Origin of the sequence: Desulfonatronovibrio hydrogenovorans DSM 9292 (assembly GCF_000686525.1) — a bacterium.
Taxonomy (GTDB): Bacteria; Desulfobacterota; Desulfovibrionia; order Desulfovibrionales; family Desulfonatronovibrionaceae; genus Desulfonatronovibrio; species Desulfonatronovibrio hydrogenovorans.
Genome location: NZ_JMKT01000001.1, coordinates 1 through 19,356 on the forward strand (window position 1 = coordinate 1; position 19,356 = coordinate 19,356).

The window sequence follows — 19,356 nt, forward strand, 5'->3', positions numbered from 1 at the left end:
TGGTTTTCTAAGCCGCCTATGCGGCGGTTCACTTCATCCCGCTTGCCATTATCGGCGGCATGGATTTCTAAGCCGCCTATGCGGCGGTTCACATTGAAGTGATGTGGTCTAGGCCAAGGAGGCATTTCTAAGCCGCCTATGCGGCGGTTCACATTAACACAACCACCAACCGGATTGACATCAATTTCTAAGCCGCCTATGCGGCGGTTCACTAGAATATTTAGTTATAACATTCTGTTAAAACAAAAAGTTACGCTGATATTGGCAACAATACCTTCCACTATAGATGCATCAGCTAACAATTTGAATTTATGAAGTAAATTATCAAAACTCCAGGACCAAGGTTAATCAAAAGTATTCCACCCCAGCGGAAGAATTTATGCCAAAGGTGTTGAATCTCCCTTGGCCGGGAGAATCCAGAAAATGACGTTTTATATAGAATGGATAAACATTATTACCCGTGCTTGTACTGCGGATCACGAAAAAGGGGCAGTCAGGAAAAAAATCTTGCTTATAATCAGCGTAGAACTCCTCTGCCTCTTCCCTGGTCATATCATGTCGTTTCATCCTCCTTCTTATGAGTTTTTCTTTACCATGGTCATGTCTGAGCCTGGAATAGGCAACGTAACCTTTAATCCTTGATCCGGGTATCGGCCGTGGTGCAGTAACGTGCAGATAGTCCCGCAGATTGGACAGGGCGCCTGGAATATCCATGGAGGAAAAGTCTTTCTCCCAACCATGGACATATACCTTGTCTCCAAGCACGGGTCCGTCCTCGTCATATCCAGGAAAGGACACGCCAAAAGGAACTGTTTCCCGGCTGTCCTTTATCCGGACAAAATGATTGTGCAAGGCCTGCATAACATGACTCATCAACACCGGACCGGTTACTCCGGACCCCTCATCAGGTATCAAGCTGATCTGGACATACTTTCGCATGGCATTAATCACCCCCCTCTCCAAACACACCGCCCCTGACCAGCATGGCCATCATGTATTTCTGATCGTTGATATCAAGTTCGCTCAAACCCTGCTGCACGGCCTTGTCAAACAAGGTGTAAAAATCATTATTCTTTGGTTCCCGATAAGCCTTTCCTTCATTAGTAACCGCTCCATAAGAATTAATAGAAATAGGCTTGTCCGCCTCTGGATGATACCAGTCATCAATGGTGTGAATTGCGTTGGTCACTTTCTGAGGATGCAGGGCGGCTGCCTGGAAGTCCTTGCCCTGATATTTATAATTCGCCTGAAAAAGATGCTTGCTTTTCTTGCCCTTGCCCCTGGAATTATCCAATACTAACTCCTGGCTTGGATAAACCTCCATCCCTGGAAAACGCTTTACGCAGGCATCTATCTCCAGATTGATATGACTATTTTGACCGGACAGCACGTCAGCCATTTTCTTGCCCAACTCATTAGTTTTTTTTCCCACTTCATCTTCCAACTCGCCGAATTTCGTAAGAGGAATATTTAAAAATACATAGTCCTTGCCATCAGCTTTTATCGTTATTTCAATCTGTTCTGCTCCCAAGCGGTTACGCCACAGGAAACGGCCGTTGGCCAGATTAACAGCATATCTCCTGGCAAGCTCCATAAACCGGTCATTTTTGGCAAACTCGGAAACAATTCCCTCGATTTTTTTCTTCACAGCGGGGTTGTTGCAAGCGCACGGCTCCACTTTTCCAGCCACCTGGATATTAAAACGGACCCTGAGGGTGTCTTCGTCCATGCCCAAGGCGCAGTAGTCAACAGTCTGCAAGTTTGGATTCTCAATACTCGCTTCCACTTTGGTCTGATTTTGATCCTTGTCCTTCAAGCGATTATCAATCACTCCCCGTACTGATTTTTCCTGAATAGGCAGGGGGCGACCAATACCATTTTTTCTTTCATCCCATTTAACACCGAAAAAAAGTGCATTGGAGCTGGACAAACGGCGGTCAAAAGCCAATACAGATGCCTTGTTTTCGTTTTTTGCCATGACTATTCTCCTTTATTTTGATTTGTATAAACATACATTCCATGGGCTTCGTCCACGCTCGGCTGCCATAGAACTTCTCTCAGCCTACCAAGACGAATGGGCATAACAAACTCGCCCAATGTAATTACATTCTCTGCAAAACAATGCAGGCATTCAGGGTCGCGCTGATTTTTAACCTGCCCTGTTTCGGATATAGCCCTGTAGCCGACAGCGATGGGAACAAGCCATCCCGGTTCTTCAGTTTTTCTGCGCCAGCCAACAGTTTGTCCGTTCTCATCCTCCTCACGACGTATTTCCAGATGATCCAGTAAAGCATCCAGAGCGTCCTTACCGTCTTCCATCAATTCTTCTATCAGATCTCTCCTTTCAACAAGGGCAAAGCCGGGCATGAGCAGGCGCAGCAAACGCTTTTCATCCGCCTCATCACCGCAGTTCCGGCAAACAATATTTTCCGCGCCCCAGATCGTTCCTCCGGCAAAACGCATGCTGGGCAAAAGATCTTGCACATCTCTCTTCAACTCACTGAAGTTCAAACCTTCACCCTGGATTTTAATTATCAAGGAAACCCGCATGTCCGCCTTACCCTCCTCAATAAACGGAACACCCTTAAGAAGCCCATTTTTGTCTTTTTCAACGTGTTTCTTGAGATAAGGCGGGTTCTTGCTCAGAGAAAGCCTTGCCTGCCATCCAGTTTTCCGAACACGTGGCTCAAAAAAATGGCAGGACACACCTGCCAGGGGTAGAAGAATCCCAGGATACCCTGATTGCAGCTTTCTCTGCAGGGCATGGACAAATCCCATAATCGCTGGAATCCCAGGGAAGCCATTGACTATGGGAGAGGAATCCATGCTTGCCTCGGTCACATCCATTTTCTGAATTACAAGATAGCTATCCATCAAGATACTCCTTGGCCAATTTGGCTGTCTCCCTGAAAAATGCTTCACCCGGTTCAATTTTCTTTTTTTGTGGATCAGAATGAACCATCCTCTCAAAAGTCCGGCAAATAAAGCGGCTGATCTGCGCTGCTATTTCCTCCTGCCAGTCTGCGCTCTGAACCATGTCATCTTCGTGAGCAACTGGAGCATAAGGATCAAGCCATGCTTTCTGGGCCGGGGGCAGTGCAGCGTATTTGTGTTCCAGGGACCAGCCAGGATCGGCACTGGATATGATTTTCTCCGCAGGCCATATTACTCCACGTTCAATTATTGCCCGAAGAATGCCCTTCTTTTTTCTGCGTGCCCAATGGGTATTGGGATCTTGGAGTAAAGACGAATAGAGCGAAATGAACAGATGGCCAACTCCTTTTTGAGCTTCCTGGGGATTTTTAGGGAGGTAGACCCTGATTTGGTTGAAAAAATTGCGCTTTGGCAATTCATAGTCCCTTCCAAGCGAGGGCGGAAGACATGTCAGCACCCTTACATTGCCGCCGTTTTCATTATTCAGATGGCTGACATTTTGCGGCTTTGTCCCGCCATATTTTCTCACCCAGTGATCCACAAATGAAATCCGGACATTATACTCTTTGTTGTTTTCTATTCTAGTATCCCACTCGCGAGAGTTTATCCGGGACTTCATTTCCCAGATAAGCACGGAACAGGGCAGCAGGGTCATCAGTCTGTACTGGCCATTTTCCAGGGGCAGATAAACCTGTTTAAGCTTAAAATCAGTTCGTGAAGAGAATTTGCCCTGTTTTTCTCTTTCCTGAAAATTTTCCGCCCATCTTTTCAATTCTTTTTCATCAACTGAGGCAATACGCTGTAAATCTGAAGAACCATGCTCTAAGTGCTCCCTTACTGTCCTGCCATCCTGCATCATTGCTTCCATGGTCTTGGAATGTGGCAGGTAAACTGCATTGCCTGTTGCATAATCTTTCAATTCTGCCTTAAAATTGCCGAAACAAACATACCCGCCTTCACATTTTGAATTCTCGCAGAGGATAGACATATCATCCTTAGCCTGGGGATGAGTATACTTCCCGATATGGGTAGCCGGGCGCATCATATTTTTCAGCTCCCGGGCAAGGTTCTCCCTGAGCATCTCGCCAGGGTCCTTTTTTTTCTGTGCGGCCAATTCTTCCAATGTTTGCGGCATAAGCTCACCTCCTTTTGGTTTATTCAAACAGGCTTCCAAAATCCTTTTCCTGCCACAAGCCAAGGTCAGGATTAAATTTAAGCGCTTTCTGCCCGGCCTCCAACATGTAGTCAGGCACTGAGATCTCTCCAAACTTGGTTGCGGCCTGATTAACAGTTAGCCCTAATTCCTGACCGATGTCCTCAAGCTGGGAATAATAGTTTACCGGCAACCAGAGACGCTTTTTCTCTTTCCAGCTCAAGCCCACGTGCTGAAAATTCACAATATCAAACAAGATGAATTTTCCTGAGTCATCCTTTTTATAAAACTTTTCCCTCAGATCTGGCTCTTCTGGAAAAATAAAAAAGTTTTGCTCACGACTTCCCTTTCTGAACGGTCTTGCCCTTTGAGCAATATCTGTCAGATAATATGGCCCATACAGCCACCCGGACACTTTTTTGTAATCACTGTTTTCTCCCTGGGTTAAAAACGAATCCAGGCTGACATGTTCTAGGTGAAGAAGACTTTTCTGTGGATTTGGTTTGCTGATGCGGCCGATTCTCATTCCAGAATCAATCCGTTCGTTTATCATGTGCTCATCCAGGATTTCACGCAGGTCATGACTTTCCAGGCTTAATTCTCCTGATTCGTAACCTGGGCGTGTGTAAGCAATCTTTTCCTTGAGCAAGGCCCGGATATTGTGGCTCAGAACAACGACGTTCGGCGCATTAAGCCTTTGTCTTTTTCTATGTCTGAGGACACGACCTGCCATCTGTACCAGGGACCTGACCGAAGAAGGCTCCAGCACGGCCCAGTCAAAATCATGATCCCGGCCGACTTCCTCCACCGGAGTGGCCACAACTATGAACAGAATGTTCTTTTTCCTTGTCTGCTTAATATGCTTGTATACCTCTGGGTGTTCACAGGCCTTTTCCGGATTCTTGCGCTTGAGTACCGCGTCAAGCATTTTTTCAATATAGTGGCGAGAGATAAGCGGGAACCTGGAATGATATGGAAGAACCTTGATCTCTGTATCCGGAGGAAGATCCGCCTGCAGAAAAAAACGAGCCATTTTCACACATGGTGTAATATTGGCCATGCGCACCACGCCAAAAGACACATTTTTGTTCCTGTAAACACCGGCATGCTGACTGTGGAGTTCCAGTACTGAGTCCAGGACCTGACCGGTAAAATTGTCCACGCTGACAGGCTGGATTGCCCCCTTGCGTTTAACCGGCTGCTTCCGGATTTTTTTGATGCGCAAGGCAGTAAACCTGTCATGTTGTTTTGAAAACTCTGAACCATTTCCAAAGCTGGCAACCCTGGCCCCCATGGTTTCATCAACCCAGGAGCACAACACTTCCTTTTTCCGGCCCCTGGTGTGGGCAAACAGCCTCCAGCCTCCCAGGTAGGAATTAAAGGCACCCTCAGCCACGGCAGGAGGTATGGTAGCAGAGGACAAGAGCACGTTGCGGCCGAGCATTCCGGCTAGATGCACCAAGCGCAGGATGGCCACCAGATCGCTTCCGTCAAAGTCATCCACTTCATCAATAACCAGGTCAGCAGAAAGCATCCGCAACCAAGGCAGAATGTGTCTGCCCCTGCTCACCCCTTCAGTAGCCCCCATGACATGATCAATGGTGCAGACCAGTACCGGGCTGTACAGGATCTGTCTGGCCTGGTGGGTAGCCAGCTTGGTGGACAACTTTTCATCCAGCACATTGGAAGAAAAGATCACCTCTTTCCAATCCGAATAAATATTCCAGCCTGGCTCATCGCGGTCACTTTCCTGATTATTTCGCAATTCGTGCAAATCTCTGAAGGGTCTTGAGCCTACAACTACGGCCAATTCTGAACTGTCCAGGCCGATGCGGTCCCGGTATTCATCCCCGGTCTGCAAAGTCAAACTTCGAAGTCCCAGCGCAAGGGTATATCTCAACCTTCCACCCTGGATAGCATTCATAACCTTGGCATTACCAAAAGTCTTGCCTGTGCCGGTGCTGGCCATGTTCAGGCAAAACACACCTCTTTGCCCTATTCCGGATTCTTTTACACTTTTGCGTACCCTGTCCGCAGCCCGGTCCTGCCAGACAAAATCACCTTTTGATTTCCTCTCAATCGCCTCGGTAGATTCCACACATGCAAGTCTTTGTTCAAAATAGGGGAACAAGTGGCAAAGGGAGAGCGCCTCGGTGGTTGCGTCAAGCAAATGAGAATCAAGCAGGACCGGGGAAGAACCGATTCCCTTTTTCAAGGACTTAGCCCACAGCGCATCTGGCTTGTCGCTTCCTTTGGCTGAATGATTGTTCTCCTTTTTGTTCTTTTCCTGACTTTCCGCCTTGTGGGAGGATTCATGATCGCCGATCATCAAAGCGGTTCGAGCTAATACAGCCATCTGCCGTAGGGACTTGCCCCACTCTGCGTTAAGGAATACTTCTTTTTGCACAAGATTCTTCCCCCGCGCGGCCCATTTAGCAGCCCTCTTGGTCCAGAGGGAGGACCGGCAGGGAAGCCCACGAGAAAAAGACCATCCGCAATGTGTCTCGACCTGCTTCTTCAAAAAACCCCATTCAGAATTCACCGAATGTAGAAGCGATTCATGAAGGCTACACGGCGAAAGCGAACCATCTTTTGGATGGGGCAATAAATGATGGCTCAATATCAGCCAACCTATCAAAATAGAGAGGGGATCTTGCAGGGCCTTGAAGGGAAAACAGTCTTGTTCAAGACAGACACCAGCCCGGTTAATCAACTCCTTTTCCATTGAGACATGGGGGTGTTGCAGATCAGAAAACCATTCTTGCGGCTCCCTGCCCCGGACAAATGCGGCCCAAAAAAGAAGAGAAACAAACTCATGTCGCAGATAGTCGGTATGTCTGTTCTCCCGCAACAAATCCTGGAAAGCATCCCATGCCTTGCCCCAGTCGTGAAACAGTCCGGCCAGTGCCACGCATAATTTTATCGCCTCCAGATAATGCCAGTCGTTATCTAACTGTTTGATTGAATCAATCCGGGAGTAATTCGTGGGGACTATCCCATACCGGTTGAATTTTCTTTTGTTCCCGATAACCCACAACAGCCTGGTATTTCCATATCCAACAACCCTGTGACAGGCCACAGCAGTGTGTCTGCTTGCGTTCCGACTCAAAAGTAACTTTATCGTTTTGAGCCCTTCCATGGTCAAACGAGTTTTCCACGTGCTCTTTCCCACCCTCTCCGCAAAGCTGTCCAAGATCTGGACTGTTCTCTTGCGGGCTTTTTTCTCACATTCGGAAACAAAAAAAACTATCATCAAGGCCGTCCGTATTCAGAACAGATTGCTTTAACAGAATCTATCATCAAATCCAACGCCTTATGGCTCAAGAACAAGTCGATGATTGTATCACGAAACTCCTGTTCCCGATCACCGCGTAAATCACTGATAAACGCTGTAGGCAAAACCAGAGCGTCTTTCACTAGATCAGCTACATCGAAGACCAAAGCTCCCCTCCTGGTTTTACCATGCATAACCGGAAAACCATGGGGAATACCCAAAACCCATAGACATGTTGCTGCCAAACCATAAGCAAGATAATTGCCGTGATTCAAATAATCGTTGGCCCTGTCTCCCCCTTCGTGTTTTCTGGTAAAATCACTAATATCCAGAGCCGTTGCTACATACCTGTATATCCCTTTGGTTGCCCTGGCCTCGATCTGCAATAGTTTCTGCGTATCCCCGGCACCAATGACCTCTTTTCCGGTGCGTTCAAGTATTCGCTGCATGTCCGGGTCATCAGCGTACAGCCCATATTCCTGGTATAGACCTTCATGCTCCCAGATCCGGCGAATGTTATCTACCCGCCTCTGCTGAAGCTTTTTTGCAACTTCCAGGCGGATTCCGGCATCCAGCCAGAATGAGAGCCACTGTTGGACATATTCCGTGGGCCGATACTCGCTTTGCGGTGAAAGCCATTCCACTTCAGTTCCGGCAAATAGCGGACTGCCCCCGCCCCCGCAGAATCCCAGCATGACTCCGGCGGCAGAGAGCATACGCACAGCAGCCTGGGTAATGGAAGTTCCTGTGCCAAGGAGTATCACAGAGGTATTGGCAATGGGAATATTCCAATAGGCCTGCTTGTCCTGATCCTGGGTCAGATATTCAACTCTGCCGCTGTTAACCAATACCCGGCAGTGTTCAAGATAATATATATTCGCCCGTTTGGAGTGCAGGATTGCTTTTAGGTGTTTTTTTTCAGCTAACATATTCATTCCGAACCCCTTTTTAGAGGATGTCCCTCAGGTAAGCTCTCCCGCAACTTCTTTTTAAAAACAGCTGCATCCTTTTGTATTTGATACTGCTTCCTGGATTTTTCATTCAGGTGCCTCTGACCTTTGATTTCTGTATTTTGCAGATGATCTGCCCAAGCCCGGAGCTGGCGGGAACAGCTCTCTGCTGTGGATTTCAGATTTGAAATTTGAGGTTTGAAATTGGCAAAGGAAGAGCGATGTTCCAGAAAACAGAGCATGGAACGTACTTCACCTGCCGACCCTCTGGCAATATACAGAAAAACCAGCAGCTCGCTGGTGGTCCCGCGCTCAAATCCTTCGGCAATATTATTGGACACGGACAGGGCAGCCCGCTCCAACTGATCCCTGAGACTGTAGCTTCCTTTCCAGTCAGGCCCTTCAGTTAAGTTATAAACCTCATCTGCAAGTTTGATGGCTTCCTGCCAGACCGGCAATTCCTCAAAACGATTAAACGTTGCCACGGTTCACCTCGATAAAACTTTTTCCTTGAATCTATTTCCACCCTAGCACACCCGGACCGTCATTTCATGTCTGTCAAAAAACAAATCTTCATTTTTTATAAATCCGGGCCATTTTCTGAATTTCAAAAGCCACTTCCTGCTTCAACTCCTCAGGACTGACCACTTCCACGTCCGATCCGAATGACAGCACCTTCAGCTTGATCTCCCGAAAATCAGCCACCGGGATTTCCAGCTCCAGGGAGCCGTCTTCCAGGTCTCTCATCTTTTGATCCGGATGCCAGATCTGCTCCCTGATCCATCTGGCCCTGAACCGGCTGAACCGCAGAATAACCGGCCTGTTTTCCCGGCCTTGAAAAATGCCAAAACTCTCCTCCACCTGGTACTGCCACTGATCAGGAGGCCGGGGGACAAAAGTCTTGTCCTGCTGCTGCACCTCCTCCATCCTGGACAGATAGAACTTGCGCCAGTCCTTTTTGCCCAGGCAAAAGGCAATAAGCACCCATGACCCCATATAATGCTGTAGATGGTGGGGCTCCACGCTCCGCTTGGTAGTCTGGTTCATGGCCGGAGAAGTATAGGAAAAACACAGGATTTTCTGGTCCAGCAATGCCCTGGAAACATCTTCAAAAACCTGGGCCTGGGCTGGAGAATGCCCGTTCCAGACCACGGAAAAAGACTGCTCCATTTTCTGCCTGGTCAGGCCCATGCGGCTGGTCCCGGCAATCAGCTTCCGGCTGAAGTCTTCAATGGAAGAGCTGATGTACCCCCCAGTGCTCTTTTCCAGGAGGTTCCAGGCCAGGATCAGAGTCAGGATTTCCTCCTGACTGAACCTGGCAAAGGGCAGCTCAAAACCTGGTTCTATGTAATAATACCCTTTTCTGGTCCGGTCGTATTCAATGGGAGCCTGGAATCTGTCCCTGAAACTGGTCACGGTCCGCTGGGCCGTTCTGGAAGAAATTTCAAATTTCCGGGCCAGACCTCCTGGGCTGGGAAAGGCATTCCGGCATATCTGGCTGTGCAGCCACAATATGCGTTCCAAAAAATTCTGATTCATGCCGAATTTCTCCTTCAACTGACCATAGTCAGGTCCATGTTAAATCCGGTGGATACTTTTTCACCCTGACCATTAAGTAACTTTTAAACCGAGTGATTTTCCTGGTCCTTGCAAGCAAAGCAATCTCAGCTGGCTATCCATACTATTGCCCCGCACCTTCGGGGTGCTCGCAGTAACAGCAATCCCGGGCAGTTACATTAAGAAGCCCTCTGTTTAGCAGGCTTGATAAGGACTTTTTCAACCCGCTGTTGGGAAAATAAAAAACCCAGGCCAAACCGAACATAAATATTGTTTTAAATCAAGGTGGTAGCCAGGTTAAGGTCTGGAGGATTCAAGTCCTGGTCAGTCCTGCCCGGTCAGGTACTCATTGCCAAACCCGGAAAACAGACTTATGGGATTTTTTACAGGAAAAATAAGGAGGAAATTATGTGCAATGGTTGCGGTTGCGGACCTGAAAAGGAATCCAAACACCAGAAATATGTTCACACCCATGAACACTCCCACGGAGACAAGACCCATTCCCATCCCCATGAACACGATCACGACCATGATCCCAAGACCGGGGAAGCAATACCCCATTCCCACGACCACAAAAAAGACTAGTCCATAAAAAAGGGAGCCGTAACGGCTCCCTTTTTTTGCCTGGATCTTTCCAGGTTTAATCCCGTTTGTTCCTGGTTCCCTCCAGGATACCCGGATGATGGCCCTCAAAATCCATCTCCTGGATATGGCAGACCGCGCAATTATTGTTGGCCCCGATGGCATAAGGCTCATTCTGATACTGCAGGGGCTGGACATTGTCCCGGTCCAGTCCGAACTTATTCACAGCCGGATACTCGGCATGGGTTGCCCCGTGGCAGGACTGGCACATCAGCCCCACATCATCGGCCCGCAGCCGGTACAGCTCGCCCACCTGCTCGTTCCAGACATTAAAGGCCCGAACATCATGACTCTCCGGCTGTTCAAAGTCCCTGTGACAGGTCAGACAGTCGGGCTGCTGATTCCAGGGGGTCCTGGGGTTGATCTCATCCAGGGAAGCCACCAGCCTGGGCTCGATATGGCGCATCAGCTTGCCGGCCCGCTCAGTCTTGCCCTGTTCATATTCCCCTTTCAACAGGGTCAGGGCGTGATCTTCCAGGGTGCCGTGACAATAGGTGCAGTCCAGCTTGACGGTGGTGGCATGCACCCCGCGCTTGCAGTCGGTGTATCCGTCAGGATGGCTGGGGTGACAGGTATTGCAGGTTTCCGGGCCTTCCCGGTCGGTCAGGTAGTTGGCATGAAAACCGTGGATGGCTGCCGGCAGGTTCAAAAGTTCAGGATCGCCCTCAGCATTGAGCAGGGGATCAGCATGGCAGCTCTGACAGAGTACGGGCTGTCCAGCCTCGGCCCCGGCCATGAGTTCGGTCCTGTTGCGCTTGTCGTGGAGCTTAAGCACATCCGAAGCAGTTTCTGCGGCAATGCCCATGGTCCCCTGGACCCGCCATTCTCCGCCGTGACAGGTATTGCAGCCCATTTCCGCTGATACCGGGGCCACGGCCTTGGTCCAGGCCAGGAGTTCCCCGGTATTCTGGTCCCAGGCTTCCACGTAAAAGAACGGGTACGGATTGATGCTTCCGTCGTCAGCATAGGGTACAACCGGAATCCCTCCGGCCACAAAGGTCATCAGGTCGTCATTCAGGGTGAACCGGCCTTCCATGCCCAGACCGGTGGGTCCGACATTCCTGGAGATTTCCCGGCCCATCAACGACCTGGAATTATCCCAGAATGAGACATGATCAGCCGGGTTTTCAAAACCCTGTTCCACCCGGTAAGTGATTACTACATCGTCCAGAACGATTTCCGGAAACGCATCCCTGCGCACCAGCTGGGCGTACAAGGTATTGCCCGGGGGCAGCATTGACCAGTAATCATCGCAATCGGTTATGCACTTGAGCCCCAGGTTGTTCCAGGCCAGGAGCACGTATTCGTCTGTTTCAGGATCAAAGGGCGGAATTTCAAAGTCAATTACTGCAGGCCGGGGCACTTCAGGGGTAGAAATAGCCCTGGCATGAATATCCTCCACAATAAACCGGGCCAGGGCCAGACGCTCCTGTCTGGTGCCCATGAATCTGGGCATATAGTCGTAGATCTTGCCTATACCATTCAGGGCCGCATCCATGCCGTACAAACCGTACTTGGCTGTAATGGGCCGGATGTCGTTAAGTGGCCCGTCCAGGCTGTGACAGCTGATACACTGCAGGTTGAAGATCTCCCGGCCGGCTGCATTCATGTTGGCCTCGGTGATCTCCCGGTTTTCCACCCACCTGGCCAGGGTCAAAAGACCCTGCTCATTGATCTGCTCTTCCATTTCCACTGGAATGGAATTGGAATACATGTGTTCATAGATGACAAAAGGCCTGCGCCCGGCCTCGCGCATCCATTCAAAGCTGCCCATGTATAAAAGCCCGATGAACAAAAGGACAAAGGCTACCGGACGCTTGATGCTTCCGGGCATGCGGATGGAATACAAAAGCCCGCCCAGGACAATAATTACTGAGAGCCAGATAAAGGCCCGGAAAAAGGGTACGATTTCCGGGGAACGCCCCAGGATCATGGCCTTGGCCCCTTCGGGCACGGCTGAGAGATACCACAGACCGGACAGGATGAGAAAAACAAAAGGTAAAAGCAGCCACTTGGCACAGTAGCGGATCATGGTCTCCCGGAAATCCGGGTCCTTGATCCAGGACGAGGTCACAAACCCGTACAGACCGGCCAGCATCAGGGCGATAAAGGTCCGGAAAAACAGGGCCGGCCAGAAGGTCGGGTTAAAAAAGGCGTGCCAGACATTGCCTGTCTCCAGCCAGGCCCCTGGCGAGAGCATAAAGGCGATGATCCCGTTGATCATGAACAGGGACAGCCAGGCAAAAATAAAATAGAGCCAGCCCACCAGGAGGTGTTTTTTGCGCTCCATTTTGCCGAAAGTATAAAAATAGACAAAAATGGCCACGATCTCGGCCATGAAAAAGACCCATTCAATGGCCCAGAAATAGACAAAGGTATGGATCAGCCTGGACGTGGCTGCCGGGCTGATCAGGGAAATGGCAAACCAGATGCCCACCCCGGACACTGCCCCGAAGACCAGAGTCAGGAGCATGAAGAACTTGGCGTGTTTTTTAGTGTAATCCAGGATCTGCTGCGAGTTTTCCCGGTAGCCTTTTTTCTCGGTCAGCACCAGAAACAGGCCGCCGCCTATGGCAAAATGGGCCACAAACACATGCAGCACAGCTATGATCGCTATCCAAAAGCCCCCGCCCAGAGTATACAGTTCCCATACTGGATAGTTCATTTAGCCCTCCTTTCCTGCCTCAAAGGCCAGCCTGAGCATGTAAAAGACCGCTCCCAGACCCAGGACAAAAACAATCAGGAAGATGAACAGGGGAGCGTATTCCGGAATGACCACCCGTTCCGAGGGATGGTAATAGGGAGCCAGGTAAGCGTTTCTGACCAGGTCCCGCATCAGGACCATAAAGGTAATGGTCAGGATCAGCCCGCCGGCTGTGGCCCAGACCATCTTTTTGAAGCTGAACACAAGGATGAGCCCTACTCCGCACAGCCCCACCAGGAAAATCCCGGTATGAAGCATGGAACCGCCCATGAACAAAAGCATGATCTCCTGGGGCAGACTGATGAGAAACCACAGGCCCACAGCAATCTGAACTATGGTGGCGTATGAAAACCAGGTCATGCCCTGGTCGATATATTCAGTCCCCTTGGGATCAGCTTTGAGTTTCCAGTTGATGGCCATGACCAGGCCGCCCACTGCCACCGAGGCCACCACAAAGTGCAGATACCTGGGAATCAGGGTGGGATCGCCCAGATTGAGCATGGTCCCGGACCGGTTCTCAAAATACCCGGTCCATTTTTCAGGACTGAGCATCAAGGTCATATTATTGGTGAACATAAAGGCGATGACCAGGGCCAGGACCACGGACAGGCCCAGGAAGTAGACCCTCAGCTGGGGCCACTGGTCGTATTTGAAGTCATAAATATAAGCGCTGTAATAAAGAATCACCAGGATCCCTACCACACTCAGCCAGTAAACAGCCATCATGATCGAACTGACGTAGATGAACTGTCCGTAGAGGACCTGGAGGAAAAGCAGAGGAGCCACTCCGAAATTGATGGTAAAGGCAATCTTGTAGGGCAGCTTCAGGGAGAAATCCTTGCATACCGGACAGGCCTCATTTCCCTTCCTGACCAGCCGGACCAGGGAAATGATTCCGGTGCCCAGCATGGCGTTCATCAGCAGAAGATGAAGGATAAAGGTCAGGACCAGAAAAAAATAAAACCATCCCCAGCTGGTCGGGATGGTATCGGCAATGGGGACCAGGCTCCAGGGGTCCATAATCAATCTCCCTTTCAGGTCATGGGTTGCAGAAAAAATATCCCGGACTCTTGCCTAAACAAAGATTAAACACTAAATAAAAACAGAAGGATAATATCAATCCTGATCTTTGGTACAGATAAAAAAATGTATTTTTACCATACTTTATTTTGAGTACCTGTGCAACGAAAAAAATCCTGACCACCTCTTATGAGTGGTAAAATCTTTTATCCCGGACCCAACTTTTGACTTGAGCTGTTTTTTATTTCAACATTAATCCGGAAAAAATATGCAGGATGAAAAAAGAAAAAGATTCAGAATCAGCCTTGATTTGCCGGTAGTCATCAAACAGGGAGATATCCGGCTGGTCTCCATGACCAGAGATATAAGCCTCAAAGGACTCCGGGCCGAGTTCCGCTCTGAACTTGAGGCAGGCTCCCCCTGCTCCCTGAGCATCAGGCTCAGTTCAGGGGTCAGGATTGATATCCAGGCTGTGGTCAAATCAAGTTCGTCAAGGGGAACCAGTTTTGACTTCATCAGGATAAATGAACAGAGCTTTTTCCACCTGCGCAACCTGATCAGGCTCTACTCGGATGACCCTGACCAGGTGGACCGGGAACTCTTCCAACCAGCCTTTGACCCTGATTCCCTGAACCGGACCAGACCATGACCTTACAACCTGGCGGAGATACAACATGCTTAAAAATATAATCAAAATTGCAATCCTTCTTCCAGCCCTATTAATACTTACAGGAAACCAGAACATGGCCCAAGCCCAGGAATACTACATCCTCCCCAATGGAATGGAAGTGCTCATTGACCAGGATGACCGCTTCCCCCTGGTATCGATGCGTCTTTATGTCAGGGCTGGATCAGCCCATGAACAGCCGGGCCAGGAAGGCATCAGCCATTTTCTTGAACACATGGTCTTCAAAGGGACCCAGAAACGGGGTCCCGGGCAGGTGGCTACTGAAATTGAAGAGGCCGGTGGGTATCTCAATGCAGCCACCAGCTTTGACTACACCGTGTACACCATTGACCTGCCTGCCCAAAAGTGGAGGCTGGGCCTGGATGTGCTCCAGGATATGATCTTTGGCTCGGTGTTTGACCCGGATGAACTGGCCAGGGAAAAAAACGTGGTTCTGGCTGAAATTCAGAGATCTCTGGACAATCCCGGAAGCAGGGTTTTCAGGTCCATCCAGTCCATGATTTTCCACGAAACCCCTTATTTCCATCCCATCCTGGGATACCCGGAAACAGTCAAAAGCTTTGAACAGCAGGATCTCAAGGATTATGTCCAGCACATGTACCAGCCCGGATCCATGGTCCTGGCTATCAGCGGCCGGGTTCAGGCCGACCAGGTCCTGGACGAGGCCCGGAAACTGTTCGGAGGACTCCAGAACAGTGACCACCTGACCCTGCCAAGGCCCATACCTGATATCTTTGACCGGGCCATGGCCCCCCAGGACCGGGTCAGAGTGGAACACGGCCCGTGGAGAAAAGCCTACATGGCCATGGCTGTCCCAGCCCCGGACCTCAACTCACCAAAGACGGCAGCCTTTGATGTGCTGGCCTACCTTCTGGGCGGGGACAGCACTTCCATGCTCTTTCGTCAGTTCAAGTACGACCTGGAAATGGTGGACCATATCTCTGCCCAGGTCCTTTCCCTGGAACGGGCCGGCCTGATGTATTTCTACGTCCAGCTGGGTCCGGACAGGATCGAACCCTTCTGGGAACAATTCCTGGACAGACTGACCACACTCAAGGCTGAGGACTTTTCTGCCGGGCAGATCCAGCGGGCCGTGACAAATATCGAGGACAGTCTGTTCCGGGCAAGGGAGACCCTGGGTGGAAAAGCCGGCAGACTGGGATTCAGTCAGCTCTTTGAGCGATCACCCCGGGCTCAGGAGCAGTACCTGCACAACCTGCAGCGGGTCAGCCACCAGGATCTCCAGGATCTAATCGATAATTATCTCTGCCCGGAGCAGATGGTGGTCACCACCCTGACCCCGGAACAGGTCCCCCTGTCCCGGGACCTGCTTGTTTCCTCTCTGGATCAGGCTCCCTGTCCAGACCAGAAGCCTGAGCCTGAACTGCTGCCGGAAGAAGGAGAGACCAGGATCCTGGATCTGGGGTCCGGCAGGACCCTGGTCCTTATCCCTGACCATCACCTGCCCCATGCATCGGTCAACATAGCCTGGCCCGGGGGAAACAGCCTGGTCTCCGGTGACCAGCAGGGGCTGCCCGAACTCTCGGCCAGGACCCTGACCAGGCAGACCCGGGACAGGTCTTTTGAACAGATTCAGGAATTCCTGCGGGACAGGGCCTCTTCAATCACCGCTTCAGCATCCAGGGACAGTTTCAATGTGTCAGCCAGGTTTCCCAGAGACCACAGTTCCCAGATCCTGGATCTGATTTCTGAAATGATTCTGTCTCCGGGATTCGGACCAGGTGAACTGCAGCGGGCTGCTTCCGACCAGATAGCCGACATCAGACAGCAGGAAGACCGGCCCCTGGGTTATGCCTTCAGACACCTGTTTCCCTTTTTGTTCGCTTCCGGGTCTTATGGCTACCTGCACCTGGGAGAGGAGGATTTCCTGGAGCAGGTCACTCCGGAAATGGTCCAAAGCTATTGGGACAGCCAGAGAGCCCAGCCCTTTGTGGTTTCAGTCTGCGGAAGCATTGACCAGCAGGCCCTGGACCGGTTCGTGGATTCCCTGAAAACAATCCAGGTCCGCCAGGAGGAACTGACTCCGGACTTTATCTGGTCTGATCAACGGATTAAGGACGTGGACCTCAAGGACAGGAGCCAGGCCCATATCCTCATGATCTTTCCCATTCCAGGCAAGGAACACGGGCACACTCCCGGCCTCAGCGTCTTGAACAGGGTTCTGGCCGGTCAGGGGGGAGTGCTGTTCAGAGAGCTGCGGGACAAACAGGGACTGGCCTATTCAGTGACTTCCCTTCTCTGGCAGAGTCCTGCCACCGGATTTCTGGCCCTGTATATCGGGACCTATGAAGACAGGGTGGACCAGGCAGTGGATGGATTCCAGCAGGTTATTGCCGGACTCAGGGATCAGGAACTGGGCAGGGATGAAGTGGCCAGGGCAGCCAATCTTATCTACGGAGAATACCACCGGGGCAGACAGACCATTTCCAGCCGGTCCAGCGAAGCCGCTTCCCTGCTGGTACAGGGGCTGGATCTTGAATACAACCTGGAAATGACCGAACTGGCCGCCCAGATCACCCCTGCCCAGATCAAGGAACTGGCTCAAACCTATCTTGATTCTGATCAAAGCTATCTGATGCGGATTCTGCCCAAATGATTATCTGGCCAAGGCCCCTTCACTGGCAAAGAACACGCTTCTTTCGCCGGTCAGGGGCTTGTCCTGGCTGGGCCGGACATATCTGCTTTCAGACAGGTTCATCCGGTAGCCAAAGGTCAGGAAGATATCCCTGGTTACCGGCATCTTTTCCGGCTCCAGCCGGAACTCAAAGGGGATGCCATCCACCGGATCGAGTCTGCGGGTGGAAAAGACCTGATGGTCCCTGGCCAGGACCTTGCCTTTTTCATCGCTCAAATATACAGCCAGCCAGAAATCATGAAGCCATTCTGCCCAGCCCGGCAGGACATCGGTTTTGGGCAGGGCCACCCCGGTGACCACGTAATCCCCGTTTTCCACCATGCTCACATACTCAAAATCCAGGAACCTCATGCCAAGGTGGTCTGTCTGGTTCAGACTGAACGGATTCTTGTCCAGATGTCTGACGCTCAGATGAGAGCACCCGGCCATGAACAGAAGTACTGACAACAACAAAATGATTTTCTTCATCTTTTTCCTCGCTAACCCCTGACCGGTCAGTTAAATCCAGTTAAAGCCCAGACCCTGCCAGAACCGGGTTCAGCGGTTAACTTAGCAGGATAAAGATCAGGCTGAAAGCTTTGGCAGCCCCATAACGATCATCTCGGCCAGGGTCAGATCCACTCTGGGCAGACTTTTGATCTTGGGTCCGACAAAGGCCTGCTCCAGCCCGGCCAGCTCTCTGTAGAACAGGGTCCTGTCCAGTTTTGGGTACTCCCTGAGGTCCCCAGTCTTTTCCACAGACCTGAAACAGCCTGGAAACTCAAGCTGCTGCCCGTCAGGCCGGGTATGAACCGTAGGCACCCCGTGCAGCCTGCAGATCATGAGGCGGTGAGAATAAAGCATGCACAGGCCGTTTTCATTGACCGGACACATGGAATCCGGCTTCCTGCCCTGCTTCAGATCCCTGTCCATCTGCACCACATAATCCCGGGCCCGGGAGATGATCCGGGTGCGCAGTTCAGGAGCACATTGTTCCAGTCCTTTCAGAAAATAAGCCCATTCCACCCTGGTGTGATGCCGGAAATAGCTGGTACAGCAATTTTCCGGACAATCCATGCAGGTGAACCCCATCTCCCGGGCGATCCCGGCATATGCCTCTTCCATCTGCTCATACAGCCTGCCCAGCCTCTGAAAAACCACTCTGGGCATGGCCTTTTTTATCTTTCCAGCCATTTGATTATCTTGTCTGCGTTTTGCTCAGGTCCAGCCAGGTCAGTATCAATGGTCAGCCTGGCATATCTTTTGTACAACGGTCTTCTTTCCAGAAAGACATCAGCCATGGACTGGCCCGGCTTGATGGCCAGCCCCCTGGTGGAGGTGTTTTGAAGCCGCTGCTGGATGGTCTCCAGATCTGCCTTGAGATAGACGATCCTGCCCAGCTCCTCCAGCCTTTTCATGGCCCGGACACTGTAGACCACACTCCCGCCTGTGGAGATGATGGTCCTGAAAAAATTCATGGACTCCACCAGCTCTTCTTCAGCCTTTAAAAAGCCGTCCAGACCCAGACGATCCCGGACAGCCTGCAGGGGCATGCCCCACCAGGACTCCAGGAGGTAGTCCGTGTCCACCCAGGCCAGGCCTGTTTTTCGGCTGATTATCCGGCCCATGGTGGTTTTGCCTGACCCGGGCATACCGATGAGGATCAGACTGCTTCCCAGTTCCGGCTGGCAGCGTTTGATCAGATGTGGGACCATGGCATTATTCTTGTGGCTCATCCTTCTGAAGCAAGATTATGCCAAAATACAGTAAATGAAAAGTCCCGGGCCGGGCAAAAATTC

At 50.9% G+C, this 19,356-nt stretch carries 16 protein-coding genes; 3 read left to right on the forward strand and 13 right to left on the reverse strand.

What is annotated here, in order from left to right; translation table 11 throughout:
- Positions 1-348 precede the first annotated feature (348 nt).
- The 8 genes from cas6f to P771_RS0100040 all read right to left on the reverse strand — a co-directional run bounded on the left by cas6f (position 349) and on the right by P771_RS0100040 (position 9,850).
- Positions 349-951 carry a type I-F CRISPR-associated endoribonuclease Cas6/Csy4 gene (cas6f, locus tag P771_RS0100005; protein WP_150112088.1) on the reverse strand — a complete coding sequence of 201 codons (603 nt, stop codon included), beginning with the start codon at positions 949-951 and terminating at the stop codon, positions 349-351.
- The gene (gene csy3 / locus P771_RS0100010; RefSeq protein WP_028573524.1) at positions 944-1,978 is read right to left on the reverse strand and encodes a type I-F CRISPR-associated protein Csy3; all 1,035 of its coding nucleotides are present in this window, start codon (positions 1,976-1,978) and stop codon (positions 944-946) included. Before csy3 ends, cas6f begins: the two co-directional genes overlap by 8 nt.
- Before the next feature lie 2 nt (positions 1,979-1,980).
- Positions 1,981-2,874 (reverse strand): type I-F CRISPR-associated protein Csy2, encoded by an 894-nt coding sequence (gene csy2, locus P771_RS0100015; protein ID WP_028573525.1) that lies wholly within the window; start codon positions 2,872-2,874, stop codon positions 1,981-1,983.
- The gene (locus P771_RS0100020; RefSeq protein ID WP_028573526.1) at positions 2,867-4,069 is read right to left on the reverse strand and encodes a type I-F CRISPR-associated protein Csy1; all 1,203 of its coding nucleotides are present in this window, start codon (positions 4,067-4,069) and stop codon (positions 2,867-2,869) included. The genes csy2 and P771_RS0100020 overlap by 8 nt, the downstream gene beginning before the upstream one ends.
- Before the next feature lie 19 nt (positions 4,070-4,088).
- Positions 4,089-7,340 carry a type I-F CRISPR-associated helicase Cas3f gene (cas3f, locus tag P771_RS0100025; RefSeq protein ID WP_028573527.1) on the reverse strand — a complete coding sequence of 1,084 codons (3,252 nt, stop codon included), beginning with the start codon at positions 7,338-7,340 and terminating at the stop codon, positions 4,089-4,091.
- A complete protein-coding gene (gene cas1f / locus P771_RS0100030; RefSeq protein ID WP_028573528.1) occupies positions 7,340-8,296 on the reverse strand; it encodes a type I-F CRISPR-associated endonuclease Cas1f in 957 nt (318 codons plus the stop codon). Before cas1f ends, cas3f begins: the two co-directional genes overlap by 1 nt.
- Complete coding sequence (locus P771_RS18035) at positions 8,293-8,796, reverse strand: four helix bundle protein (protein ID WP_051617005.1); 504 nt, start codon at positions 8,794-8,796, stop codon at positions 8,293-8,295. The genes cas1f and P771_RS18035 overlap by 4 nt, the downstream gene beginning before the upstream one ends.
- 88 nt (positions 8,797-8,884) lie before the next feature.
- Positions 8,885-9,850 carry a helix-turn-helix transcriptional regulator gene (locus tag P771_RS0100040; RefSeq protein ID WP_028573529.1) on the reverse strand — a complete coding sequence of 322 codons (966 nt, stop codon included), beginning with the start codon at positions 9,848-9,850 and terminating at the stop codon, positions 8,885-8,887.
- 426 nt (positions 9,851-10,276) lie between these two features.
- Here P771_RS0100040 and P771_RS18855 point away from each other — a divergent pair, with 426 nt between their 5' ends.
- Positions 10,277-10,453, forward strand: a complete 177-nt coding sequence (locus P771_RS18855; RefSeq protein ID WP_153304069.1) for a hypothetical protein — start codon at positions 10,277-10,279, stop codon at positions 10,451-10,453.
- 55 nt (positions 10,454-10,508) lie between these two features.
- Here the strand turns inward: P771_RS18855 and P771_RS0100050 are convergent, their stop codons facing one another.
- Together P771_RS0100050 and P771_RS0100055 are read right to left on the reverse strand one after the other, a co-directional pair.
- Positions 10,509-13,175 (reverse strand): cytochrome ubiquinol oxidase subunit I, encoded by a 2,667-nt coding sequence (locus P771_RS0100050; protein ID WP_028573531.1) that lies wholly within the window; start codon positions 13,173-13,175, stop codon positions 10,509-10,511.
- A complete protein-coding gene (locus tag P771_RS0100055) occupies positions 13,176-14,234 on the reverse strand; it encodes a hypothetical protein (protein ID WP_028573532.1) in 1,059 nt (352 codons plus the stop codon).
- A 268-nt stretch (positions 14,235-14,502) separates the two neighbouring features.
- Between P771_RS0100055 and P771_RS0100060 the strand changes: the two genes are divergently transcribed.
- Entirely contained in the window at positions 14,503-14,883 is a 381-nt protein-coding gene (locus tag P771_RS0100060; protein ID WP_028573533.1) for a PilZ domain-containing protein, read from the forward strand.
- Positions 14,884-14,908: 25 nt separating this feature from the next.
- On the forward strand, positions 14,909-17,539 hold the full coding sequence (locus P771_RS0100065; RefSeq protein ID WP_051617006.1) for a M16 family metallopeptidase: 2,631 nt from the start codon (positions 14,909-14,911) through the stop codon (positions 17,537-17,539).
- On the opposite strand, the gene P771_RS15885 is transcribed toward P771_RS0100065, so the two are convergent.
- The 3 genes from P771_RS15885 to thrB form a co-directional block, all read right to left on the reverse strand.
- Positions 17,540-18,046, reverse strand: a complete 507-nt coding sequence (locus tag P771_RS15885; protein WP_051617007.1) for a hypothetical protein — start codon at positions 18,044-18,046, stop codon at positions 17,540-17,542. It abuts the gene before it with no gap.
- A gap of 96 nt (positions 18,047-18,142) precedes the next feature.
- Positions 18,143-18,751 (reverse strand): hypothetical protein, encoded by a 609-nt coding sequence (locus P771_RS0100075; protein ID WP_244147262.1) that lies wholly within the window; start codon positions 18,749-18,751, stop codon positions 18,143-18,145.
- Positions 18,736-19,293 carry a homoserine kinase gene (gene thrB / locus P771_RS0100080; protein WP_084301533.1) on the reverse strand — a complete coding sequence of 186 codons (558 nt, stop codon included), beginning with the start codon at positions 19,291-19,293 and terminating at the stop codon, positions 18,736-18,738. The genes P771_RS0100075 and thrB overlap by 16 nt, the downstream gene beginning before the upstream one ends.
- Positions 19,294-19,356: the final 63 nt, after the last annotated feature.